20 protein-coding genes are annotated in these 22,455 nt (G+C 62.9%); 15 read left to right on the top strand and 5 right to left on the bottom strand.

Annotation, left to right across the window (positions count from 1 at the left end):
• From AC5ZG5_RS21095 to AC5ZG5_RS21085, 3 genes are all read right to left on the bottom strand, one after another.
• Positions 1 to 894, bottom strand: a complete 894-nt coding sequence (locus tag AC5ZG5_RS21095; protein ID WP_456643083.1) for a branched-chain amino acid ABC transporter permease — start codon at positions 892 to 894, stop codon at positions 1 to 3.
• A gap of 130 nt (positions 895 to 1,024) precedes the next feature.
• Entirely contained in the window at positions 1,025 to 2,953 is a 1,929-nt protein-coding gene (locus tag AC5ZG5_RS21090; RefSeq protein ID WP_456643082.1) for a long-chain fatty acid--CoA ligase, read from the bottom strand.
• Positions 2,950 to 3,771 (bottom strand): ABC transporter ATP-binding protein, encoded by an 822-nt coding sequence (locus AC5ZG5_RS21085; RefSeq protein ID WP_456643081.1) that lies wholly within the window; start codon positions 3,769 to 3,771, stop codon positions 2,950 to 2,952. The genes AC5ZG5_RS21090 and AC5ZG5_RS21085 overlap by 4 nt, the downstream gene beginning before the upstream one ends.
• 333 nt (positions 3,772 to 4,104) lie before the next feature.
• On the opposite strand from AC5ZG5_RS21085, the gene AC5ZG5_RS21080 reads away from it, so the two are divergent.
• The 3 genes from AC5ZG5_RS21080 to AC5ZG5_RS21070 all read left to right on the top strand — a co-directional run bounded on the left by AC5ZG5_RS21080 (position 4,105) and on the right by AC5ZG5_RS21070 (position 6,954).
• Positions 4,105 to 4,779 (top strand): Crp/Fnr family transcriptional regulator, encoded by a 675-nt coding sequence (locus AC5ZG5_RS21080; protein ID WP_028167639.1) that lies wholly within the window; start codon positions 4,105 to 4,107, stop codon positions 4,777 to 4,779.
• Between the two features lie 152 nt (positions 4,780 to 4,931).
• Positions 4,932 to 6,017, top strand: a complete 1,086-nt coding sequence (gene gmd / locus AC5ZG5_RS21075) for a GDP-mannose 4,6-dehydratase (RefSeq protein WP_130227074.1) — start codon at positions 4,932 to 4,934, stop codon at positions 6,015 to 6,017.
• Positions 5,998 to 6,954, top strand: a complete 957-nt coding sequence (locus AC5ZG5_RS21070; RefSeq protein ID WP_456643080.1) for a GDP-L-fucose synthase family protein — start codon at positions 5,998 to 6,000, stop codon at positions 6,952 to 6,954. The genes gmd and AC5ZG5_RS21070 overlap by 20 nt, the downstream gene beginning before the upstream one ends.
• A 150-nt stretch (positions 6,955 to 7,104) precedes the next feature.
• Here AC5ZG5_RS21070 and AC5ZG5_RS21065 read toward each other — a convergent pair whose 3' ends face one another.
• Positions 7,105 to 7,947: a uroporphyrinogen-III synthase gene (locus tag AC5ZG5_RS21065; protein WP_456643079.1), complete on the bottom strand. Its 843-nt coding sequence runs from the start codon at positions 7,945 to 7,947 to the stop codon at positions 7,105 to 7,107.
• A gap of 169 nt (positions 7,948 to 8,116) precedes the next feature.
• Here AC5ZG5_RS21065 and purU point away from each other — a divergent pair, with 169 nt between their 5' ends.
• Positions 8,117 to 8,980: a formyltetrahydrofolate deformylase gene (purU, locus tag AC5ZG5_RS21060; protein WP_456643078.1), complete on the top strand. Its 864-nt coding sequence runs from the start codon at positions 8,117 to 8,119 to the stop codon at positions 8,978 to 8,980.
• A gap of 22 nt (positions 8,981 to 9,002) precedes the next feature.
• Here purU and AC5ZG5_RS21055 read toward each other — a convergent pair whose 3' ends face one another.
• A complete protein-coding gene (locus AC5ZG5_RS21055; RefSeq protein WP_028164929.1) occupies positions 9,003 to 9,281 on the bottom strand; it encodes a hypothetical protein in 279 nt (92 codons plus the stop codon).
• Positions 9,282 to 9,587: 306 nt separating this feature from the next.
• Here AC5ZG5_RS21055 and AC5ZG5_RS21050 point away from each other — a divergent pair, with 306 nt between their 5' ends.
• From AC5ZG5_RS21050 to AC5ZG5_RS21000, 11 genes are all read left to right on the top strand, one after another.
• Entirely contained in the window at positions 9,588 to 10,760 is a 1,173-nt protein-coding gene (locus AC5ZG5_RS21050) for an ABC transporter substrate-binding protein (protein ID WP_456643077.1), read from the top strand.
• A gap of 177 nt (positions 10,761 to 10,937) precedes the next feature.
• Positions 10,938 to 11,807: a branched-chain amino acid ABC transporter permease gene (locus AC5ZG5_RS21045; RefSeq protein WP_456643076.1), complete on the top strand. Its 870-nt coding sequence runs from the start codon at positions 10,938 to 10,940 to the stop codon at positions 11,805 to 11,807.
• An 8-nt stretch (positions 11,808 to 11,815) separates the two neighbouring features.
• A complete protein-coding gene (locus AC5ZG5_RS21040; protein ID WP_456643075.1) occupies positions 11,816 to 12,847 on the top strand; it encodes a branched-chain amino acid ABC transporter permease in 1,032 nt (343 codons plus the stop codon).
• Positions 12,844 to 13,596: an ABC transporter ATP-binding protein gene (locus AC5ZG5_RS21035; RefSeq protein WP_456643074.1), complete on the top strand. Its 753-nt coding sequence runs from the start codon at positions 12,844 to 12,846 to the stop codon at positions 13,594 to 13,596. Before AC5ZG5_RS21040 ends, AC5ZG5_RS21035 begins: the two co-directional genes overlap by 4 nt.
• Complete coding sequence (locus AC5ZG5_RS21030; RefSeq protein ID WP_456643073.1) at positions 13,589 to 14,305, top strand: ABC transporter ATP-binding protein; 717 nt, start codon at positions 13,589 to 13,591, stop codon at positions 14,303 to 14,305. The genes AC5ZG5_RS21035 and AC5ZG5_RS21030 overlap by 8 nt, the downstream gene beginning before the upstream one ends.
• Positions 14,306 to 14,329: 24 nt before the next feature.
• The gene (locus AC5ZG5_RS21025; protein ID WP_456643072.1) at positions 14,330 to 15,448 is read left to right on the top strand and encodes a cobalamin-independent methionine synthase II family protein; all 1,119 of its coding nucleotides are present in this window, start codon (positions 14,330 to 14,332) and stop codon (positions 15,446 to 15,448) included.
• Positions 15,449 to 15,739: 291 nt separating this feature from the next.
• Positions 15,740 to 17,095, top strand: coding sequence for a hypothetical protein (locus tag AC5ZG5_RS21020; RefSeq protein WP_456643071.1), 1,356 nt, complete (start codon positions 15,740 to 15,742; stop codon positions 17,093 to 17,095).
• Between the two features lie 58 nt (positions 17,096 to 17,153).
• Positions 17,154 to 18,350, top strand: a complete 1,197-nt coding sequence (gene metK / locus AC5ZG5_RS21015) for a methionine adenosyltransferase (protein WP_028164937.1) — start codon at positions 17,154 to 17,156, stop codon at positions 18,348 to 18,350.
• Between the two features lie 129 nt (positions 18,351 to 18,479).
• Positions 18,480 to 19,907 carry an adenosylhomocysteinase gene (ahcY, locus tag AC5ZG5_RS21010; protein WP_208824339.1) on the top strand — a complete coding sequence of 476 codons (1,428 nt, stop codon included), beginning with the start codon at positions 18,480 to 18,482 and terminating at the stop codon, positions 19,905 to 19,907.
• A gap of 127 nt (positions 19,908 to 20,034) precedes the next feature.
• Entirely contained in the window at positions 20,035 to 21,501 is a 1,467-nt protein-coding gene (locus AC5ZG5_RS21005; protein WP_456643070.1) for a flavin-containing monooxygenase, read from the top strand.
• Positions 21,502 to 21,667: 166 nt separating this feature from the next.
• Positions 21,668 to 21,820: a hypothetical protein gene (locus tag AC5ZG5_RS21000; RefSeq protein WP_165435298.1), complete on the top strand. Its 153-nt coding sequence runs from the start codon at positions 21,668 to 21,670 to the stop codon at positions 21,818 to 21,820.
• The last annotated feature ends 635 nt before the right edge of the window (positions 21,821 to 22,455 follow it).

The raw sequence follows: 22,455 nt of genomic DNA, 5'->3' as shown, positions 1-22,455 counted from the left end.
TCAGACCCGCTCAATGTCTTTGGTGCCGAACAGGCCGTAGGGCTTGATCATGAGGATGATGATCAAGACGTAGAACGGCGCGATCTCGTAGAGATTACCCCAGTGCAGGTACTGGCTGTCGACATACTGCGCGACATTCTCGAGCAGCCCGATGATGATGCCGCCGAGCACTGCGCCGCCGACCGAATCGAGCCCCCCGAGGATCGCCGCCGGAAATACCTTGATGCCGTAGGCGGAGAGGCCGGAAGAGACGCCGTTGACGACGGCCACGACGACGCCCGCGACCGCCGATACGGTCGCCGAGATCGCCCAGGCCATCGCGAACACGCTTTTCACGGAAATGCCGAGCGACTGCGCGACCTGCTGGTTGTAGGCGGTGGCCCGCATCGCCAAGCCGTATTTGGAGGCGCGGAAGAACCAGGCCATGCCGATCATCATCGCGATGGAAACCACGAGACTCATCACGTAGACGGTCTGGATCTGGAGGCCGAACAGGTGGACAGATTGGCTCTGGAACACACGTGGGAACGGCTGCGGATTGACACCGAACATCCATTTCAGCGCGGCCTGGAACACTGTCGAGAGCCCGATCGTCACCATGATGACGGAGATGATAGGCTCGCCGATCATTGGCCGCAGGATCACGATCTGGATCGCGATGCCGAAGACGAACATGAACACCAGCGTGAGCGGCATGCCGAGCCAGAACGGCACCTGGTATTTGGCGAGCAGTGCCCAGCACACCCAGGCGCCGATCAATAGCAGTTCGCCTTGCGCGAAGTTCACGACCTGCGTCGCCTTGTAGATCAGCACGAACGACATCGCGACCACGCCGTAGAGCGTGCCGACCACGAGGCCGTTGATCAGGAGCTGGAGCAGGAATTGGGTGTTCATGTGAATGCCAGACTCGTCATTGCTGGGCTTGACCCGGCAATCCATCGCTCAAAGAGACGCTTTCCAAGATGATGGATGCGCGGGTCGAGCCCGCGCATGACGATCGAATATGTGGCGATAAGTGAACGAGTCATTCCGCAGCCTCCGCGGTCATCGCAGATGCGAGATCCACCACCTTCAGCGTGGTCCGCACGCGCTGGGTCGTGCCATCCTGGAAGCGGATCACGGTATCGACCGGAATGTTCGCGTCGCCGCGATAGATCGCGTCGATGATGTCGGCGTATTTCTCGTTGATGACGCCACGGCGCACTTTTCGGGTGCGGGTCAGTTCGCCGTCGTCGGCGTCGAGTTCCTTGTAGAGCAGCAGGAAGCGGGAAATCCGTTGGGCCGGCGGCAGGGAGGCGTTGACGGTCTCGACTTCCTTCCGCAACAGCGCATAGACCTCGGGACGCGAGGAGAGGTCGCTATAGGTCGTGAACGAGATCCGGCTCTTCTCCGCCCATTTCGAGATGATGGAGTAGCGGATACAGATCATGGAGGCGAGCGCGTCGCGGCCGGCGCCGAGCACCACCGCTTCCGCGATATAGGGCGAGAACTTCAGCTTGTTTTCGATATATTGTGGCGAGAAGCGATCGCCGCGCGAGGTCTCGGCGAGATCCTTGATACGGTCGATCACCACGAGCTGGTTGTTATCGTTGAAATAGCCGGCATCACCGGAGCGCATCCAGCCATCCTGGATGTCCGCCACAGATGCCTCCGGGTTCTTGTAATACCCTAAGAACATGTTGGGGTGGCGCACCACGATCTCGCCGACGCCGTTGACATCGGGATTGTCGACCCGGATCTCGATCGTCTCGGCCATCGCGATGCCCGTGGTATCGGGATCGACTGCGCCGGGCGGATGCAGCGTATAGGCGCCGAGCAATTCGGTCTGGCCATAGAGCGTACGCAGCGGCACGCCCATTGCCCGGAAGAATTTGAAGGTGTCGGGGCCGAGCGCGGCGCCGCCGGTGGCTGCCGAACGCAGCCGCGTGAACCCGAGCCGGTCGCGGAGCGCGCGGAATAGAAGCTGGTCGGCGACGACCGAGCGCTTGCCCTGCTCGAGCGCGGCAAGTCCCGTCTTCATACCGAGCTCGTAGAGGCTTTGCTTCAACGGCGACGAGTCCATCACGTCGGCGCGCACGTCTGCCGCGATCGCCTCCCATACCCGAGGCGCGAACAGCACGAAGGTCGGCGCGATTTCGCGGAAATCGTGCATCATGGTGTCGGGCTCTTCGACGAAGTTGACCTTCATCCGGCAGAGCAGACCTTTGCCGAGCGCGTAGACCTGCTCCATGATCCAGGGCAGCGGCAGCACCGACACATATTCATCGTCCGGTCCCTTCGGATCGAAGGAGAGATAGGTCGCGCAGTGCTTGAGCACGCGGCCGGCCGCAAGCATCGCCAGCTTCGGATTGGCCGTCGTGCCGGATGTCGTGCAGAGGATCGCGACATCCTCGCCGCCAGTGGCATCGACCAGCGCATCATAGAGGCCCGGCTCGGACGCGGCGCGCTCGCGGCCGAAGCCGGCAAGCTTGCTCGCTTCCATCAGGCGCGGGTCGTCATATTTCCGCATGCCGCGCGGATCGGAATAGATGATGTGCTTCAAGTGCGGCGCGCGGTCGGCGAGCCCCAGCAGCTTGTCGACCTGCTCCTCGTCCTCGGCGAACACCAGCTTCGCCTCGCCATAGTTCAGGAGGTAGGCCGCTTCCTCATCGAGCACGTCGCGGTAAAGTCCAAGGCTCATGCCGCCGATCGCGTGGGTGGCGATCTCGGCGGCCACCCAGTCCGGACGGTTGTCGCCGATGATGCCGATCACGTCGCCGTGGCCCAGCCCCAGTTCGATCATGCCGAGCGCGAAATCGCGCACGCGGGCCTGGTAATCGTCCCAGGTGAATTCGCGCCACAGGCCGAGATCCTTCTCGCGCAGCGCAATCTCGCGGCCATGCTCCCTTGCATTCAGCCGTAATATCTTCGGGAAGGTGTCGGCCTGCGCGGCGCGTCCGGCGTAGTCCATCATGCCACGCTCTCCCGCGCTAGCGGCACGTGATCAGGATCGACCAACGCCTCATCCTCTTCGCCGAGATAGGCGCGCTTGACGTGGGGATCGGCGAGCACGGTCGCCGGATCGCCCTCGGCGATCTTGCGACCGAAATCGAGCACCATGACGCGGTGGGAGATGTCCATCACCACGCCCATGTCGTGCTCGATCATCACGACGGTCATGCCGAACTCTTCGTTGAGATCGACGATGTAGCGCGTCATGTCCTCCTTCTCTTCGAAGTTCATGCCGGCCATCGGCTCGTCCAGCAGGATCAATTGCGGCTCGAGCGCCATCGCGCGGGCAAGTTCCACGCGCTTGCGCAGGCCGTAGGGAAGCGTGCCGGCGGTCGCCTTGCGCACCGATTGCAGATCGAGGAAATCGATGATCTCCTCGACCTTGCGGCGATGATCGAGTTCCTGGCCCCGCGCGCCGGTCAGCCAGTACAGCGATCCAGTGATGAAATTGTTCTTCAGCAGGTGATGGCGGCCGACCATGATGTTGTCGAGCACGCTCATGTGATGGAACAGCGCGAGATTCTGGAAGGTGCGGCCGATGCCGAGCGAGGGCCGGGCGTTCGGATTGAGACCCGTGATATCCTTGCCGCGATAGAAAAGCTGACCTTCGGTCGGCTTGTAGCGGCCGGAAATGCAGTTGACGATCGAGGTCTTGCCGGCGCCGTTGGGGCCGATGATGGAGAACAATTCGCCGGGCTTGATGCCAAAGCTCACTTCGGTCAGCGCACGGACGCCACCAAAGCGCAGCGACACCCCGCGCACCTCCAACGTGTAATCCACCTATTCCCTCCAGAAGCGGCGCTTCACGCGCTCTGTGTCTCTTGTTGCAAAGACAGCGATAATCTTACATCGGCCGTTCCGGCTAAGCCATCCGACTAATGGTGCCTCGTTACACTGCGGACCCCACCGTTGATGCGCGGTAACGCCGCAGCCGGCACTTTGCCCCGTCCGCACTTCCACGCGTGTCGTGCAGATGACATTGCGCCGGTAGCCCTCCATAGGGCAAAGCGATACGGTGAAATGTCTTGTGCCCGACAATTGGCCGCCAAATTTCGTTCGGCCTGTGTATTGTTGCGACGCAACATAACGAGACGAACGACAGTCAACGGGATCATGATTGCTGCCGATTACCTGAAGCGCATCGCGGCCTGGTCGCGTGAGCTGGATGACCGCGAGATCGAGGTCGCGCGCAGCGGCATTACCGAGAAATCCTATGGCACCAATGAATTCATCTTCATGCGCGGCGACCGTTTTGACTATTGGACCGGCGTGGTGACGGGGCTGGCGCGGATGGGCATCGTCTCCCGCGGCGGCAAGGCCGCAAGCTTCGCCGGATTGACCGCCGGTGCCTGGTTCGGCGAGGGGTCGGTGCTGAAGAACGAAGCGCGGCGTTACGATGTGGTGGCGCTGCGTGACACGCGGCTGGCCATGATGGACCGCAAGACCTTCGTCTGGCTGTTCGAGAACAGCGTGGCGTTCAACCGTTTCCTGGTGGCGCAGCTCAACGAGCGGCTTGGCCAGTTCATTGCGCTGCTGGAATATGGCCGTACCCTGGATGCGACCGCGCGACTGGCGCGTTCCATCGCCTCCCTGTTCAATCCAATTCTCTACCCCGAGCTGTCGCGCCATCTCGAGATCACGCAGGAGGAAATCGGAGCGCTTTCCGGCATCTCGCGGCAGAATGCGAACCAGTGCCTGAAGCGGCTGGAGAAGGAGGGGCTCCTCCGGCTGGAATATGGCGGCGTGACCATCGTCGACCTCGAACGTCTCCGCCACTACGGCGAATAGTCCAGCCGGCTGGCCCGGCGCAGTGCTTGACCGAAAGCTCGCGCCTAACGTCCTGAATCCAAACGGGGTTATGGCATTAGACTTCGCGGAGGCCGGATGCTACAGACCGGACCATTCGCAACCTGGCGCAGTTCCGCGCCCTCGGAGAGGACATGCCGGTTCAGGACTCCAAGCGACGTGTCGCGCTGATCACGGGCGCCACCGGTCAGGACGGCGCTTACCTCGCTGAATATCTGCTCGGCCTTGGCTACACCGTCCATGGCATCAAGCGTCGCTCGTCGTCGTTCAATACGGCGCGCGTCGATCATCTCTACCAGGATCCCCATGTCGGCAACGTGCCGTTCCTGCTGCACTATGGCGATATGACGGACTCGACCAACCTGATCCGGCTGATGCAGCAGATCAGGCCGACCGAGATCTATAACCTCGCCGCGCAAAGCCATGTCGGGGTCAGTTTCGAAAGCCCGGAATATACGGCGAATGCCGATGCCATCGGCGTGCTGCGCCTCTTGGAGGCGATCCGCATCCTCAACATGGAGAAGGAGACGCGGTTCTATCAGGCCTCGACATCGGAGCTTTACGGCCTGGTTCAGGAAGTGCCGCAGCGGGAAACCACGCCGTTCTATCCGCGTTCGCCTTATGGCGTGGCGAAGCTTTACGGCTACTGGATCACGGTGAACTACCGCGAGGCCTACGGCATGTACGCTTCGAACGGCATCCTGTTCAACCATGAGAGCCCGATTCGCGGCGAGACCTTCGTTACCCGCAAGATCACCCGCGGCGTCGCCCGCATCGAGGTCGGGCTCGAGGACACGCTCTATCTCGGCAATCTCGAGGCCAAGCGCGACTGGGGTCATGCGCGGGATTATGTCGAGGGTATGCACAGGATCCTGCAGGCGGATGCTCCTGACGATTTCGTGCTGGCGACTGGCGAGACGCGCTCGGTGCGCGAATTCGTGGAACTTGCGTTTGCCGAAGTCGGCCGCGGAATCGAGTGGCGCGGGAAGGGCGTTGACGAGGTCGGGGTCGACACAAAATCCGGCAAGACCGTGGTCCGTATCGACCCGACTTATTTCCGGCCGACCGAGGTCGACCTCTTGATCGGCGACGCCAGCAAGGCGCGCGCAAAGCTCGGCTGGAAGCCGAAGACCGGCTTTGCCCAGCTCGTGAAGGAGATGGTCGCGAGCGACCTCGCCGAGGCCAGGCAGGAGGCCGCCAATGGCAAGCACGCCGTTTGAGCTGAAAGGCAAGACGGTCTTTGTCGCCGGCCATCGTGGCATGGTCGGCTCGTCGCTGGTGCGACGGCTTGCACAGGAGGATGTCGAGGTTCTGACGGTGCCGCACGGCGAAGTCGATCTGCGCGACCAGGCCGCGGTCAACCGGTGGTTTGCCGCCAGGCGGCCACAGGTGGTGTTCCTGGCGGCGGCGAAAGTCGGTGGCATCGCCGCCAACGACCTGCTGCGCGCCGAGTTCCTCTACGACAATCTGGCGATCGCAACCAACGTGATCCACGCGGCTCACGTCAACGGAACCGAGAAGCTGATGTTCTTCGGCTCCTCCTGCATCTATCCTCGCTTGGCGCCACAGCCGCTGCGCGAGGACTCGATGCTGACCGGGCCGCTGGAGCCGACCAATGAGCCCTATGCGATTGCCAAGATCGCGGGCATCAAGATGGCGGAAACCTATCGCAGCCAGTACGGCGCAGATTTCATCAGCGTGATGCCCACCAATCTTTATGGTCGCGGTGATAATTATCACCCCGAATACAGCCACGTCGTCGCGGCCTTGATCCGCCGTTTCCATGAGGCGAAAGCGTCCGGGGCGAAGAGTGTTGCGGTCTGGGGCACCGGCGCGCCGCGGCGCGAATTCCTCTATGTCGACGATCTCGCCGACGCCTGCATCCACCTGATGAAGGTCTATTCCGACAGCGGCTTGGTCAATATCGGCACGGGCAAGGACATCACGATCGCGGAATTCGCCCGCGTCGTCGCGGCGGCGGTCGGCTATGACGGCGAGATCAGCTATGACACCTCGCGGCCCGACGGCACGCCGCGCAAATTGCTCGACGTCAGCCGGCTGGCCGCGCTTGGCTGGCAAGCGAGGACATCGCTGGAAGACGGCATCAGGCTCGCCTATCGGGCATATCTGAGCGAGACCCTGCAGGCGGCGGAATAGCGCCCCAGCCTCACAGCCCGTCATTGCGAGCCAACGGGTCGCGCGAACGCGCGCCCGATGACAGGCTCCGCGAAGCAATCCATCTCGCCACGTGCGGAGGCATGGATTGCTTCGTCGCTTTGCTCCTCGCAATGACGGCGAAGAGAGTGGTTACCTCGTCCCCACTCGCGGCGGATGTTTTCCGAGTGCCACGGCCATCGCCGAGATCAGCGGCTTCATGAAGTAGGCGTCGTTCGCCGGCGCGATGTCGGTGCGGAGGCCGTGCGAGGCGAGTTCGCCCGAGACCGCCGGCCCCACCGAGGCGATCGAGGTTCGGTCTAGGCCCTGACGCAACCTGTCCTCAGAGCCGCGCGCCCGCGCGGCTTCGAACAGCCGGCGCACCTGGCCGAGATTGGTCAACGCGATCGCATCGATCCGGCCCTCCGCCATCTCGTCGATGGCGGCGACGATGTTGGCGTCGGCAGCCTTGGGATCGTAGACATAGGGCAGCACGGTATCGACCTCCGCACCCTGGGCTTTGATCGCGCCGATCAATGCGCTGTGATCCTTGTCCGGATAGAGTTGGAGGCCGAGGCGATGGCCCTTCAGATCGATCCGGGACAGCATCTCGATGACGCCCTCCGAGGTCGGTTTCTCCGTCGTCACCTGCGGCTCGAGCCCGATTTCGCGCAACGCACGGCCGGGCTTTGGGCCACGGGCGAATTTGCGGGCCTTGCTCAGCGCTGCAATGAATTCCTGCTCGACGCCGACGCGGCGCACCACCTTCATCAAGCGCCGCAGGCCTTCGCCGGTCATCAGCACCAGATCATCGAATGGCTTTTCGATACAGCGCCTGATCCAGGCTTCGACCGGCGCCGGATCCGGAGCATCGTGGATCGCGAACATCGGACATTGCAGCACGTCGGCTCCCTGTTCGGCGAGCAGCCGGGAGAATTGCGCCTCCTCGCGTGTCTCCAGGATCAGGATGCGGTAGCCGTTCAGCCGGTCAGCCATGATGTGCCTCTCGTAGAGTTTAATTTGGCCCCTGCTGCGGGATTGGCGCAAGGGCGACGGCGGTGGTACAGCAGGGCCCGCAAATCCGCGGTTCCTGCGGCTGCCCAAGCCTTAATCAATCAAGCCCTCATCGGCCAAACCCCAATCAGCCAAGTCTCGATCCATCGCCATGTCCGACCCCCAATTTGTCCTGACTCTGTCCTGCCCCGACCGTCCCGGTATCGTCTCGGCGGTCTCGACCTTTCTCGCGCATAATGGTCAGAACATCCTGGACGCCCAACAGTTCGACGATATCGAAACCAAGAAATTCTTCATGCGGGTGGTCTTCACCGCCGCCGACCTCGCGGTCGAATTGTCGGCGCTGCAGACCGGCTTTGCCGCAATCGCCGAGCGCTTCGGCATGGTTTGGCAGATGCGCGACCGCGCAAGCCGCCGCCGTGTGATGCTGCTGGTCTCCAAATCCGATCACTGCCTGGTCGATATCCTCTATCGCTGGCGCACCGGCGAGTTGCAGATGATCCCGACCGCGATCGTCTCCAACCATCCGCGCGAGACCTACAGCCACCTCGATTTCGGTGATATCCCGTTCCACTACCTGGCCGTGACCAAGGAGACCAAACGCGAGCAGGAAGCCGCGGTCTGGAAGCTCGCGGAGGACACGAATACCGACCTCGTCGTGCTCGCGCGCTACATGCAGATCCTGTCGGACGAATTGTCGGCAAAGCTCGCCGGCCGCTGCATCAATATCCACCATTCGTTCCTGCCGGGCTTCAAGGGTGCGCGCCCCTACCACCAGGCCCATGAGCGCGGCGTCAAACTAATCGGCGCCACCGCGCATTACGTCACCGGCGACCTCGACGAAGGGCCGATCATCGACCAGGACGTCGAGCGCATCAGCCACCGCGATACGCCCGACGATCTCGTCCGCAAGGGCCGCGATATCGAGCGCCGGGTGCTGGCCCGCGCGATCCGCTACCATCTCGAGGACCGCGTGATCCCCAACGGCCGCAAGACGGTGGTATTCGTCGACTGAGCGCAGTAGCGCTCGTCAGTCCTCAATGAGCGGTGTCCTGCGAGGTCGGTGCCGGCTTATTTTCGTCGCCTCGCTCAGCCGCAGGCATCATCCGCTTGCGTTCTCGCTCGCGCATGAATTCGTCATATTTGGCGGTCCCCGGCCGGGGTGGGGCGTCGGCGGGCAGCCCGCCCGCCCAGGCCGGAATGAAGTCCGCCGCGCCGGCAGACAGCTTCTCGTTGACGGTACCGCATCCGGCCAAGGCGCAGCCTGTCAGAGCGAGGGCGAAGAGGGTTGCGAGAGGGCGGGCGCTGGTTGGCATCGCAATGCAGGGTGTCTTGCGTTTGAAGATTTGGACCTAGCTACGCGAACCATTGGCGCGGGTCAGCGGAGCCTCGTTTCGAAATGGTAAGATAGCCGTATCAGGTCTTGTTGGAGGTATTATTGAACCTTAAGCTATCGGCAGCTCCTGGCGGTCAGCGCGCAGGTACCATCCATACGTCGGCTTGACAAACCGGTGCCGGACGACGCCATTCGCCGCGCTACACCGCCGAACAATCTGGGCTATGGTGAGGCAGGGCCGGGGACTCGGTTCGATCTGCAAGAACGATGAGGGGGAGAGGCGTTCATGTTCATTCGCCGTCAATTGTTGCTGGCTGCAGGCACCATTGCCGCCGCAGCGGCCGTCGTGCCCGTCCGGGCGGAGGAAACGGTCAAGGTCGGCCTGATCGTGCCGATGACCGGCGGGCAAGCCTCGACCGGCAAACAGATCGACAACGCGATCAAGCTCTACATGCAGCAGAAGGGGGACACGGTCGCCGGCAAGAAGATCGAAATCATCCTGAGGGACGATGTCGCGGTTCCCGACAACACCAAGCGGATCGCCCAGGAGCTGATTGTCAACGAGAAGGTCAATATCATTGCCGGTTTCGGCGTCACCCCGGCCGCGCTCGCCGCGGCGCCCCTGGCGACCCAGGCGAAAGTTCCGGAAATCGTGATGGCGGCCGGCACCTCGATCATTACCGAGCGCTCGCCCTATATCGTCCGCACCAGCTTCACGCTGCCGCAGTCTTCCACCATCATCGGCGATTGGGCGGTCAAGAACGGCATCAAGAAGGTGGCCACGCTGACCTCGGATTACGCGCCCGGCAACGATGCGCTCGCTTCCTTCAAGGAGCATTTCGTGGCCGGCGGCGGCGAGATCGTCGAAGAGGTCAAGGTGCCGCTCGCTAATCCCGACTTCGCGCCATTCTTGCAACGGATGAAGGATTCCAAGCCGGACGCCATGTTCGTGTTCGTGCCGGCCGGGCAGGGCGGCAATTTCATGAAGCAATATGCTGAGCGCGGGCTGGACAAGAGCGGCATCAGGGTGATCGGCCCAGGTGACGTCATGGACGACGATCTCCTCAATAATATGGGCGATGCCGCGCTCGGCGCGGTCACCGCGCATCTCTATTCCGCCGCACATCCCTCGCAGACCAACAAGGAATTCGTGGCCGCCTACAAGAAGGCGTTCAACAACCGGCCCGGCTTCATGGCGGTGGGCGGCTATGATGGCATCCATCTTATCTACGAAGCCCTGAAGAAGACCGGTGGCGACGTGACCGGCGACAAGCTGATCGCGGCGATGAAGGGGATGAAGTGGGAGAGCCCGCGGGGGCCGATCTCGATCGACCCTGAGACGCGCGACATCGTGCAGAACATCTATATCCGCAAGGTCGAGAAGGTTGACGGCGAACTCTACAACGTCGAATTCGCGACCTTCGAAGCCGTGAAGGACCCCGGCAAGACCAAGAAGTGACTCCGCGCTCGTCATTATCGGGTGCGCGCCGCGTTCTCTCCACGTCATGCCCGGGCTTGTCTCAGGCATCCACGCTGTTCTCTGCAGCGAGAAAGACGTGGATGGCCGGGACAGGCCCGGCCATGACGCGGTCGCTAGACGTGGGCCACTCTTCAATATTGGCTGATCGGGGATGAAATGACCTCGCTCTTCACCATCCTGTTCGACGGCGTTGCCTACGGCATGCTGCTGTTCGTGCTCGCCTGCGGGCTCGCGGTGACGCTCGGACTGATGAATTTTGTCAATCTCGCGCACGGCGCCTTCGCGATGGCCGGCGGCTACATCTGCGCGGTGCTGGTGAATAATTCCGGCTGGCCGTTCTTTGCGGCGCTGCCGCTCGCCTTCGTCGGCAGTGCCGCGGTTGGCGTGGTCCTTGAGCGAACGCTGTACCGTCATCTCTACGCGCGCAGCCATCTCGACCAGGTGCTGTTCTCCATCGGACTCGTTTTCATGTCGATCGCGGCGGTCGACTACACCATGGGCTCGTCGCGGGTCTTCATCAAATTGCCGGCGGCCCTCGAGGGGCAGTTCGATGTCTTCGGGGTCGGCATCGGTCGCTACCGGCTGATGATCATCGTGATCTGCGGTTTGCTCACGGTCGCGCTGCAATTGATCCTGGCGCGGACGCGCTTCGGCAGCCGCCTGCGCGCGGCGGTCGATGATCCCCGTGCCGCGATCGGGCTCGGCATCAATGTGCCGCAGGTCTTCGCTTTCACCTTCGCCTTCGGTTGCGGGCTGGCCGGGCTCGGCGGCGCGTTGAGCGCGGAGATCCTCGGCCTTGATCCTTATTTCCCGCTCAAATTCATGATCTACTTTCTGATCGTGGTGACGGTGGGCGGCTCCTCCTCGATCACCGGCCCATTCCTGGCTTCGCTCTTGCTCGGCATCGGCGATGTTGCCGGCAAGTATTATGTCCCGAAGATGGGACCCTTCGTGATCTACACGATCATGATCGTGATCCTGATCTGGCGTCCGAACGGCCTGTTCGGCCGCACGGCCGCGCGCTGAGGGGTGCGATGAGCACGCTTCCCGACGTTTCCACGCATGTGGTTGCCGGCGCCCGCTGGCGAGCGGGCGAGATTGCCTTCTGGATCGTGGTCGCCGCCTGCGGCTTCCTGTTTCCATCCCGCTACCTGATCATGGCCGAGATCGTGCGGCTCGCTTTGTTCGCGCTGTCGCTCGACCTGATCCTTGGCTATGCTGGCATCGTCTCGCTTGGGCATGCCGCATTCTTCGGCGTCGGCGCCTATTCCGCGGGGCTGCTGGCGCTGCACGGTATCATCAGCGAGCCGGTAGTCGCGCTCGTGGTCGCAGGCCTTGCTGCCATGGTGCTCGGCTTCTTCACGAGCTTTCTTGTCATCCGCGGCGTCGATCTGACGCGGCTGATGGTCACGCTCGGCATCGCGCTGCTCCTGGAGGCGCTCGCCGAACGCTTCTCCGATATCACCGGCGGTACCGACGGATTGCAAGGCATCGAGATGCAGCCGATCCTCGGCCGCTTCGCGTTCGACATCTTCGGCCAGACCGGCTTCTTCTACTCGCTGATCGTGCTGTTCCTCCTGTTCGTGCTGGCGCGGCGGATCGTGCATTCGCCGTTCGGGCTGTCGCTGCGCGCGATCAGGAACAACCCGCTGCGCGCCGCCGCGATCGGCATTCCCGTCAATCGCCGATTGGTGGCGATCTACACGGTATCGGCGTTCTATGCCGGCGTCGCCGGCGCGCTGTTCACGCAGACCACGGCGCTGGCTTCGCTCGACGTGTTCTCGTTCGAGCGTTCGGCGGATTTGATGCTGATGCTGGTCATCGGCGGCACCGGCTATCTCTATGGCGGGCTGATCGGCGCCGTCGTGTTCAAGATGCTGCAGGAGCTGTTTTCGACCATTACGCCGCAATACTGGCTGTTCTGGATCGGGCTGGTGCTGGTCGTGATCGTTCTGGTCGGCCGCGCCCGCATCCATCGCTGGGCGCTTTGGCTGCCCAACCTCATCATCCGGCAATTTACCGGTCGCCGGGCCGTTGTCGTGGTTCCCGAAAGCGATCCGTCATGATGATCGCGCTGGAAACCAGGGGACTGGAAAAAACCTTCGGCGGCTTGCGCGTCACGCGCGACCTTTCGCTCCGGATCGAGCGGGGCGCCCGCCACGCTTTGATCGGGCCGAACGGGGCCGGCAAGACCACGGTGATCAACCTGCTCACCGGGGTGCTGCGGCCCAATGCCGGCCGCATCCTGCTCGAAGGCAACGACATCACCAACCTGCCGGTGCACAAGCGCGTGCTGCGTGGCCTGTCGCGTACGTTCCAGATCAACCAGCTCTATCCCGATCTCACCCCACTGGAGACCATTGGGCTCGCGGTCTCCGAACGGATGGGACGCGGCGGCGACTGGTGGCGGCGGATGGGGACGCGGGTAGTCGTCAATGCCGAGATCGCCGAGATCCTGGCGCGGTTTCATTTGCTCGACGTCATGAACGAGCCCACCGTCACTTTGCCCTATGGCAAGCAGCGCCTGCTCGAGATCGCGGTCGCGATTGCCACCAGACCCCGCGTGCTGCTGCTCGACGAGCCGGCCGCCGGCGTACCCGAAATCGAGCGCCACGACATTCTGACCGCTGTCGCCGCGCTGCCGCGCGAGGTAACGGTGCTCCTGATCGAGCACGACATGGATCTCGTATTCTCCTTCGCCGACCGCATTTCGGTACTGGTCAACGGTGCGCTATTGACTGAAGGTCCGCCGGATGCCGTGGCGCGCGACCCGCAAGTGAAGGCGGTCTATCTCGGCGAGGCGGCCGATGCCTGAGCTGCTCGCGATCGAGGGCCTGCGTGCTGGCTATGGCGAGGCGGTGGTGCTGCCGGGCATGACGCTGTCGCTCCCCGAAGGCCAGGTGCTGGCGCTGCTCGGGCGCAACGGCACAGGCAAGACCACGCTGATCAATTCCATCGTCGGCGTCACCCGCCGTTTCGGCGGCCGCATTGCGCTGGCCGGGCAGGACATCACGGCGCTGCGTCCGGATCAGCGGGCCCGCGCTGGGGTCGGCTGGGTGCCGCAGGAACGCAATATCTTTCGCTCCCTCACGGTTGAGGAGAACATGACCGCAGTGGCCCAGCCAGGACCATGGACGGTGGAGAGGATCTACCAGATGTTCCCCCGGCTGAAGGAGCGGCGCGGCAATTTCGGCAACCAGCTCTCCGGTGGCGAGCAGCAGATGTTGGCGATCGGCCGCGCGCTGACCTTGAACCCAAAGGTGCTGCTCTTGGACGAGCCGACAGAGGGACTGGCGCCGATCATCGTTGAGGAATTGCTGAAAGCGCTCGGCACGATCACCCGCTCTGGTGGTATCTGCTCGATCATCGTAGAACAGCACGCGCAAAAGGTTCTGGGGCTCGCGGACCGCCTCGTGATATTGGAACGCGGCACAATCGTGCACGATGCGGCAAGCGATGCCTTGAAAGCCGATCCCACGGTGCTCGAGCGGCATCTTGGGGTCTCCGGCGCCAAAGCGCATTAATTCCGTCCCTAGGGAGTCGAAACCATGCAACGAACAAAACCTCCTTTCCGCGCCGACGAGGTCGGCAGCCTGCTGCGGCCACCGAAGATCAAGGAGGCGCGCGCCAAGCTTGAAAAGGGCGAGATCACGCCCGAGGATCTGCGCAAGATCGAGGACATCGAGATCGAGAAGGTCGTGCACCGCCAGGCCTCCACCGGGCTGAAGCTCGCGACCGACGGTGAATTCCGTCGCTCCTGGTGGCACTTTGATTTTCTCGCCAAGCTGACCGGCTGCGAACTGTTCCACCCGGACGCCGGCATCCAGTTCACAGGCGTGCAGACGCGCCATGACGCAATCCGCGTGATCGACAGATTGGATTTCCCCGACGACCACCCGATGCTCGATCACTTCAGGTTTCTGAAGAAATACGCCGACCAGGCTCATGTCACGGCGAAGATGACGATCCCCGCGCCGTCGGTGCTGCACTTCCGCGGTGGCCGCAAGCTGATCTCGAAGGAGGTCTATCCCGAGCTCGAACCGTTCTTCGAGGATCTCGGCAAGACCTACCGCAAGGCCGTGAAGGCGTTTTATGACGCCGGCTGCCGCTATCTGCAGTTCGACGACACGGTGTGGGCCTATCTCTGCTCGCAGGACGAATTGCAGAAGGCGCGCGAGCGCGGCGACAATCCCGATGGCCTGCAGGAGATCTACGCCCGCGTCATCAACTACGCGATCGCGGACCGTCCGTCCGACATGGTGATCTCGACCCATGTCTGCCGCGGCAATTTCCGCTCCACCTGGATTTCGTCCGGCGGCTACGAGCCGGTGGCGGAAACGCTGCTCGGCGGCACTAACTACGATGGCTATTTCCTCGAATATGATTCCGACCGTGCCGGCGGTTTCGAGCCGCTGCGCTATTTGCCAAAGGGCAACAAGGTCGTGGTGGTCGGCGTCATTACGTCCAAGTTCGGCGAGCTCGAAAACAAGGACGCCATCAAGCGGCGCCTGGAGGAAGCTTCCAAATTCGCGCCGCTCGAACAACTCGCGCTCTCGCCCCAATGCGGCTTCGCTTCGACCGAGGAAGGCAACGTCCTTTCCGAAGAAGAACAGTGGGCGAAGCTCAGGCTTGCAGTGGAAGTCGCAGAAGAGGTGTGGGGTAAGTAGTAGCCACGGCCTGTCATTCCGGGGCGCGTCGCAGACGCGCATCGGGAATCTCGAGGTTCAATGTATCGCATCGCCCCGGAGTGACGGTGTGGAAGCACCCCGTCACTTCTGCGCCAGCTAGACCTTTCCCGATAGCGACGAGTTCGACCACGGCCTGCCATCGCTGCCGTCGGGGGGCGTTCGGCCTGCTTTATGGCAGGGCGGGCGAGGGGGGTTCAAAGAGTGGGAAATATGTGCTAACAGCATGCTGCCCTCTATGGCTGCCCACTGCTGTCCCACTCACTTGGCCCGATGAAGAACGACCAAATCCTGAGCCAGATCATTGACTTCTGCCGGGGGGCCGACATGGCCGAGTCCACGTTCGGCCGGCGTGCGGTCAATGACGGCAAGCTGGTGCACCGGCTGCGGGAGGGCAAAAAGATCACCATCGACACGCTGGACCGCATCCAGGCCTTCATTGCCACCTCGACGCCGGGCGGTGTGGCGCCGCCGCGGGGGCTGGTGGTGCCACTGGAGAAGCGCGATCCGCGGCAGAATTTCCGTTTTTTCGAGAACCGGCAGCGGTATTTGCTGTTCGTCCATACCTGCGGCGAGAAGCGGGTGATCGCGCAGCGGGTGGCGTTGGAGCTTTCCGCTATCCATCCCCGGCCGCCGGCGCTGCGGGTGTTCGACGCCGGCGTCGGCGATGGCACGGTGCTGGCGCGGGTGCTGCGCGCCATGCATAGCCGCTTTCCCCATATGCCGTTCTACGTGGCCGGCAAGGAACTCAGCCTGGAGGACGTCCGGCTGACCCTCGACAAGGTGCCGGACCGGCTGTTCGAACACCCCTCGACCGTGTTCGTGCTGACCAACATGTATTACGACGAGGCGCCTTGGCTGACCCCCAAATCCCCGGTGGCGGCCGCCAGCACGCTCTGGCACGAGGTGCCGCTGCGGGGCGGCTCGTCGGGCGAATTCGAGGCCCAGATCGCGGAACTCGGCCCGTTTCTCGAGCAGAATTGGCGTGCCCGCGTCAGCCCACGATCCGGGATGCCCATCTATGAGCGTCCGGTGGTTTTGGTGCTCTACCGGGAGGACCAGAGATTCCTGCTCGATTCGATCATCCCGCGGGCCGGCAAGACCGAGGCCAATTTCGACCTCGTCATCGCATCCCAGCCATACCGGGCGAAATCCTCGGTGAATTTCCGGGCCAAGCGCATCATTGCGCCGCTGGCGCGCGCCTTGCGCAGCGGCGGTCGCCTGATCGGTATTCACTCCCATGGCGACGATCCGGGTTTGGAAATTATCCAGGCCGTGTGGCCCGGAGAAAATCCTTTCGCCGTCAGCCGCCATGAGATACTGCGCGCGGTCAAATACGAGCTGGGGTCGGCCGGGCGCGACCTTAACTTTAACGCATACGCGGATAACCGCTCGATCTTCCGCTATGATATGGAAGCCTTGCCTAACGAGGTCACCGGCTCGATCGGAACCTCGACTGCCTTTGCAGCGTGGAACGCGGCGGTGTATGTCGCCCAGGTTGAAGACGACCGGTTGGCGGAGTTGGCGGAAAGCGGCCGAACTCTCGAAGCCACCCGCGACGTTCTGCGCAAACATAATGGGCTTTGGTTCTACGACGAATCCTACGTCATCTCGCGTCGCCGGGACTGACATGTCAGGAACACACTCACACAAACGTCGGAAGTCGACATAACAAGGGGTTTGCTTGATGCGCGCGTCTTACCTGTTCACCAGCGAGTCGGTCTCCGAAGGGCATCCAGACAAGGTCTGCGACCGGATCTCGGACGAGATCGTCGATCTGTTCTATCGGGAAGGGCCGAAAGCCGGCATCGACCCGTGGCAGATCCGCGCCGCCTGCGAAACGCTCGCCACGACCAACAAGGTGGTGATCGCCGGCGAAACCCGCGGGCCCCAGTCGGTGACCAACGACCAGATCGAAAGCACCGTCCGCGAGGCGATCAAGGACATCGGCTACGAGCAGGAGGGCTTCCACTGGAAGAACTGCGACATCGAGATCCTCCTGCATCCGCAGTCGGCCGATATCGCGCAGGGCGTCGATGGGCAGCAGCCGGGCGACGCCAAGGAAGAGGGCGCGGGCGACCAGGGCATCATGTTCGGTTACGCCACCAATGAGACGCCGGACCTGATGCCGGCGCCGATCTTCTATGCCCACAAGATCCTGCGGCTGATTTCCGAAGCGCGCCACTCCGGCCGCGAGAAGGTGCTGGGGCCGGACTCCAAGAGCCAGGTCACCGTACAGTACGAGAACGGCAAGCCGGTCGGCGTGCGCGAGATCGTGGTCTCGCACCAGCATCTGGTCGAGGATCTCTCCTCCAATCAGGTTCGCGACATCGTCGAGCCCTATGTGCGCGAGGCGCTGCCGAAGGATTGGATCAACGGCAAGACCATCTGGCACATCAACCCGACCGGCAAGTTCTTCATCGGCGGCCCCGATGGCGACTCCGGCCTCACCGGCCGCAAGATCATCGTCGACACCTATGGCGGCGCAGCCCCGCATGGCGGCGGCGCTTTCTCCGGCAAGGATCCGACCAAGGTCGACCGCTCGGCCGCCTATGCCGCGCGCTATGTGGCCAAGAACATCGTCGCCGCCGGTCTCGCCGACCGCTGCACCCTGCAGCTCGCTTACGCGATCGGCGTGGCGCGGCCGCTGTCGATCTACATCGACACCCATGGCACCGGTAAGGTGCCGGAGGACAAGCTCGAGAAGGCGGTGGCGCAAGCGATGGACCTGACCCCGCGCGGCATCCGCACCCATCTCGACCTCAACCGTCCGATCTACGCGCGGACCTCGGCCTACGGTCATTTCGGCCGCACGCCCGATAATGAGGGCGGCTTCTCCTGGGAGAAGACCGATCTTGTCGAGCCGCTCAAGCGCGCAGTCTAAGCAGCGTACGTCATTCCGGGGCGCTCGCGAGAGCGAGCGAACCCGGAATCCTTGTCCATCATTTTGAGATTCCGGGTTCGCCTCTTCGCGGCGCCCCGGAATGACGAGTTTAACAACAGGAATCTCGCGATGAACGCCCCGACAAAGCCTGGCTTCACCGACTATATCGTCAAGGACATCTCGCTCGCCGACTTCGGCCGCAAGGAAATCTCGCTCGCAGAAACCGAGATGCCCGGGTTGATGGCGACACGCGAGGAGTTCGGCCCCAAGCAGCCCCTGAAGGGCGCGCGTATTGCCGGCTCCCTGCACATGACCATCCAGACCGCTGTCTTGATCGAGACGCTGGCCGCGCTCGGCGCCGACATCCGCTGGGTCTCCTGCAACATCTATTCGACCCAGGACCACGCCGCGGCCGCGATCGCTGCTGCCGGCATTCCGGTGTTCGCGGTGAAGGGCGAGACCCTCACCGAATACTGGGACTACACCGCCAAGCTGTTCGACTGGCACGGCGGCGGCACGCCCAACATGATCCTCGACGACGGCGGCGACGCCACCATGCTGGTTCATGCCGGTTACCGCGCCGAGCAGGGCGACACTGCGTTCCTCGACAAGCCCGGCTCGGAGGAAGAGGAGATCTTCTACGCGCTGATCAAGCGGCTTCTGAAGGAGAAGCCGAAGGGCTGGTTCGCCGAGATCGCCAAGAACATCAAGGGCGTCTCGGAAGAGACCACCACCGGTGTGCACCGCCTTTATGAGATGGCGAACAAGGGTACGCTGCTGTTCCCGGCCATCAACGTCAACGACAGCGTTACCAAGTCGAAGTTCGACAACCTCTATGGCTGCCGCGAGTCGCTGGTCGACGGCATCCGCCGCGGCACCGACGTGATGTTGTCGGGCAAGGTCGCGATGGTCGCGGGCTTCGGCGACGTCGGCAAGGGCTCGGCGGCTTCGCTGCGCCAGGCCGGCTGCCGCGTGATGGTCTCCGAGGTCGATCCGATCTGCGCGCTGCAGGCGGCGATGGAAGGCTATGAGGTCGTAACCATGGAAGATGCCGCGCCGCGCGCCGACATCTTCGTCACCGCCACCGGCAACAAGGACATCATCACCATCGAGCACATGCGCGCGATGAAGGATCGTGCCATCGTCTGCAACATCGGCCACTTCGACAACGAGATCCAGATCGCGTCGCTGCGCAATCTGAAATGGACCAACATCAAGCCGCAGGTCGACGAGATCGAATTCCCTGACAAGCACCGCATCATTCTGCTGTCGGAAGGCCGCCTCGTGAACCTCGGCAACGCCATGGGCCATCCGTCCTTCGTGATGTCGGCCTCGTTCACCAACCAGACGCTGGCGCAGATCGAGCTGTTCGCCAACAACAAGAACGGCAAGTACGAGAAGAAGGTCTACGTGCTGCCGAAGACGCTGGACGAAAAGGTCGCCCGCCTGCACCTCGCCAAGATCGGCGTCAAGCTGACCGAGCTGCGCAAAGACCAGGCCGACTATATCGGCGTCAAGACGGAAGGGCCGTACAAGTCGGATCATTACCGCTACTGATCCCACTTCTCCTGAACGGAATATGCAGGGGCCCGGCGCAGTCCGGGGCCTTTTTCTTTGCCGCGGCCAACCGAAGCGAGTTGCAAATTGGTTCCCGCCTGCTCAATACTTTGGCAGGGAGAGCGTCATGACCGAGGCAATGGAGCATTTCGATGTTCTGATCGTCGGCGCCGGGCTGTCCGGCATCGGCGCGGGCTATCACCTGCAGCAGAAGTGCCCGACCAAAAGCTACGTCATCCTCGAGGGCCGCGACTGCATCGGCGGCACCTGGGATCTGTTCCGCTATCCCGGCATCCGCTCCGACAGCGACATGTACACGCTCGGCTACTCGTTCCGCCCGTGGACCGAACCGAAGGCGATCGCGGACGGGCCGCGCATCCTGAACTATGTACGCGAGACCGCGGCGCAGAACGGGATCGACCGCAAGATCCGCTTCAACCATCGCGTCAAGCGTGTCTCGTGGTCGTCCGACGAGGCGCGCTGGACCGTCGAGGCGGAGCGCAGGGCAGGCGAGGGCGCGGCCGAGATCGTGCGCATCACCTGCAATTTCCTCCTCATGTGCTCGGGTTATTACAGATATGAGGAAGGCTACACGCCGGAATTCGCAGGTCTCGCCGACTTCGAGGGTCAGATCGTTCATCCGCAGAAATGGCCCGAGCATCTCGACTACGCCGGCAAGCGCGTGGTCGTGATCGGCTCGGGCGCGACAGCGGTGACGCTGGTGCCGGAGCTTGCCAAGACAGCCGCGCACGTGACGATGCTGCAGCGCTCGCCGACTTACGTGGTGGCGCGTCCGGCGGAGGATGCGCTCGCCAACAAGCTCCGGCGCAATCTCTCGGCGGGGCTCGCTTATCATCTGATCCGCTGGCGCAACGTGCTGCTCGGCATGTATTTCTTCCAGCTCTGCCGCCGCAAGCCGGAGCGCGCCAAGGAGCTCATCCTTGGCGGCATCAAGATGGCGCTCGGTCCGGATTACGACATCGGCACGCATTTCACGCCGCGCTACAATCCGTGGGAGCAGCGGCTCTGCCTCGTGCCGGACGGCGACCTGTTCAAATCGATCCGCGAGAAGCGCGCCTCCGTCGTCACCAGCCAGATCGATACCTTCACCAGGAACGGCATTCGCCTGAAGGACGGCAGCGAGCTTCCGGCCGACATCATCATCACCGCTACCGGGCTGGTCCTGCAGGTGCTCGGCGGCGTCGAGGTCAGCGTCGACGGTCGCATCGTCGATTTCGCGAAAACGCTGAGCTACAAGGGCATGATGTATTCGGATGTGCCGAACCTCGCGGCGACGCTCGGCTACACAAACGCGTCGTGGACGCTGAAATGCGACCTCACCTGCGAATATGCCTGCCGTCTGATCAACTACATGGACCGGCACGGCTTCAGGCAGTGCGTGGCGCATAATCTCGATCCTTCGATCGAGGCGCTGCCGGCGCTGGATTTCTCGTCCGGCTATGTCCAGCGCTCGATCGCGAAATTGCCCAAGCAGGGCTCGAAGCGGCCGTGGCGGCTCTACCAGAACTATGCGCTCGACATCGTCTCCCTGCGCTACGGCAAGGTGGATGACGGCGTGATGCAGTATTCGTGACAGTCCTCGTTGTTCTCGGCGAAACCTGCGCCTTAACGCCCCATGGGTAGTTTTGCGGATTCGGGCTTCCCGCCGAATCAGCCATTCTGCCGCGACGGTTAACGCCGGATTAACCGAGACACCCTACGCTGCACGGCCTGTGGCTGCTGATAGCAAGAGGAAGCCCATGGACGCCCAGCGAATTGCCGTCGATGCCCTCGTGGCGCTGACCGATTGCGACCGCGACGCCGCCGTTGCCTTCATCCGCCGCTTCTACCTCGCCGGCATCAAGGACCCCAAGCGCCTGACCTTCAAGGGCCTGCAGGCGATGCGCGCCTGAGGGAGCCGCGCCGTAGGAGGGGTAGAGCGGAGCGAAACCCATCGCCATAGTGCACGCGGCGTGAATGATGGGTTTCGCTTCGCTCTACCCATCTTACGAATTTGGCGTGCGCCGTTAGCCCCTCTGAGGAGCGGCCATTTGGCCGCGTCTCGAAGGATGAGGCCCCGCCGGTGGCCTCGCCCTTCGAGACGACCGCTGCGCGGTCTCGTCAGAGTGAGGGGACAGGTTGGAGTGCGCTGCCCTCGCCATTGTCATTGCGAGCGGAGCGAAGCAATCCATCGCGCCGCTTGCGCAGGCGTGGATTGCTTCGTCGCTTCGCTCCTCGCAATGACGAGGGGAGAGGTTCTGATTCAAATGTCAAACAGCTCTCCACTGTCATCGTCCGGCTTGACCGGACGATGAAGTATTCCAGAAGCGTTCGAGGCTGATCCGAAGCGCCGCGGAGTACTGGATGCCCGCCTTGGCGGGCATGACGGTGGAGTGTGTGAGGTGGTGTAACTCCGCATTCTCGCGGCGCGTTACGCCCGAGCTTTGCATCTCGTTTCACCCTCCTCGAAGACAGAGGGCGCAGGGAAAGCCGGGTGCCGGTTGCACCCATGGGTCCCGTGCAACAAAAAGCACGGGGGTAGGACCAC

The sequence above is a fragment of the Bradyrhizobium sp. Ses1 genome, from assembly GCF_059512365.1.
The sequence above is the reverse complement of the archived record's forward strand: the minus strand, read 5'-3'. Positions and strand labels throughout refer to the sequence as shown.

Bases quoted from the DNA above. Each gene is read 5' to 3' on its own strand.
- AC5ZG5_RS21095 (WP_456643083.1), bottom strand. From the start codon at position 894: ATGAACACCCAATTCCTGCTCCAGCTCCTGATCAACGGCCTCGTGGTC.
- AC5ZG5_RS21090 (WP_456643082.1), bottom strand. From the start codon at position 2,953: ATGATGGACTACGCCGGACGCGCCGCGCAGGCCGACACCTTCCCGAAG.
- AC5ZG5_RS21080 (WP_028167639.1), top strand. From the start codon at position 4,105: ATGATTGCTGCCGATTACCTGAAGCGCATCGCGGCCTGGTCGCGTGAG.
- gmd (WP_130227074.1), top strand. From the start codon at position 4,932: ATGCCGGTTCAGGACTCCAAGCGACGTGTCGCGCTGATCACGGGCGCC.
- AC5ZG5_RS21070 (WP_456643080.1), top strand. From the start codon at position 5,998: ATGGCAAGCACGCCGTTTGAGCTGAAAGGCAAGACGGTCTTTGTCGCC.
- AC5ZG5_RS21065 (WP_456643079.1), bottom strand. From the start codon at position 7,947: ATGGCTGACCGGCTGAACGGCTACCGCATCCTGATCCTGGAGACACGC.
- purU (WP_456643078.1), top strand. From the start codon at position 8,117: ATGTCCGACCCCCAATTTGTCCTGACTCTGTCCTGCCCCGACCGTCCC.
- AC5ZG5_RS21055 (WP_028164929.1), bottom strand. From the start codon at position 9,281: ATGCCAACCAGCGCCCGCCCTCTCGCAACCCTCTTCGCCCTCGCTCTG.
- AC5ZG5_RS21050 (WP_456643077.1), top strand. From the start codon at position 9,588: ATGTTCATTCGCCGTCAATTGTTGCTGGCTGCAGGCACCATTGCCGCC.
- AC5ZG5_RS21045 (WP_456643076.1), top strand. From the start codon at position 10,938: ATGACCTCGCTCTTCACCATCCTGTTCGACGGCGTTGCCTACGGCATG.
- AC5ZG5_RS21040 (WP_456643075.1), top strand. From the start codon at position 11,816: ATGAGCACGCTTCCCGACGTTTCCACGCATGTGGTTGCCGGCGCCCGC.
- AC5ZG5_RS21035 (WP_456643074.1), top strand. From the start codon at position 12,844: ATGATGATCGCGCTGGAAACCAGGGGACTGGAAAAAACCTTCGGCGGC.
- AC5ZG5_RS21030 (WP_456643073.1), top strand. From the start codon at position 13,589: ATGCCTGAGCTGCTCGCGATCGAGGGCCTGCGTGCTGGCTATGGCGAG.
- AC5ZG5_RS21025 (WP_456643072.1), top strand. From the start codon at position 14,330: ATGCAACGAACAAAACCTCCTTTCCGCGCCGACGAGGTCGGCAGCCTG.
- AC5ZG5_RS21020 (WP_456643071.1), top strand. From the start codon at position 15,740: ATGAAGAACGACCAAATCCTGAGCCAGATCATTGACTTCTGCCGGGGG.
- metK (WP_028164937.1), top strand. From the start codon at position 17,154: ATGCGCGCGTCTTACCTGTTCACCAGCGAGTCGGTCTCCGAAGGGCAT.
- ahcY (WP_208824339.1), top strand. From the start codon at position 18,480: ATGAACGCCCCGACAAAGCCTGGCTTCACCGACTATATCGTCAAGGAC.
- AC5ZG5_RS21005 (WP_456643070.1), top strand. From the start codon at position 20,035: ATGACCGAGGCAATGGAGCATTTCGATGTTCTGATCGTCGGCGCCGGG.
- AC5ZG5_RS21000 (WP_165435298.1), top strand. From the start codon at position 21,668: ATGGACGCCCAGCGAATTGCCGTCGATGCCCTCGTGGCGCTGACCGAT.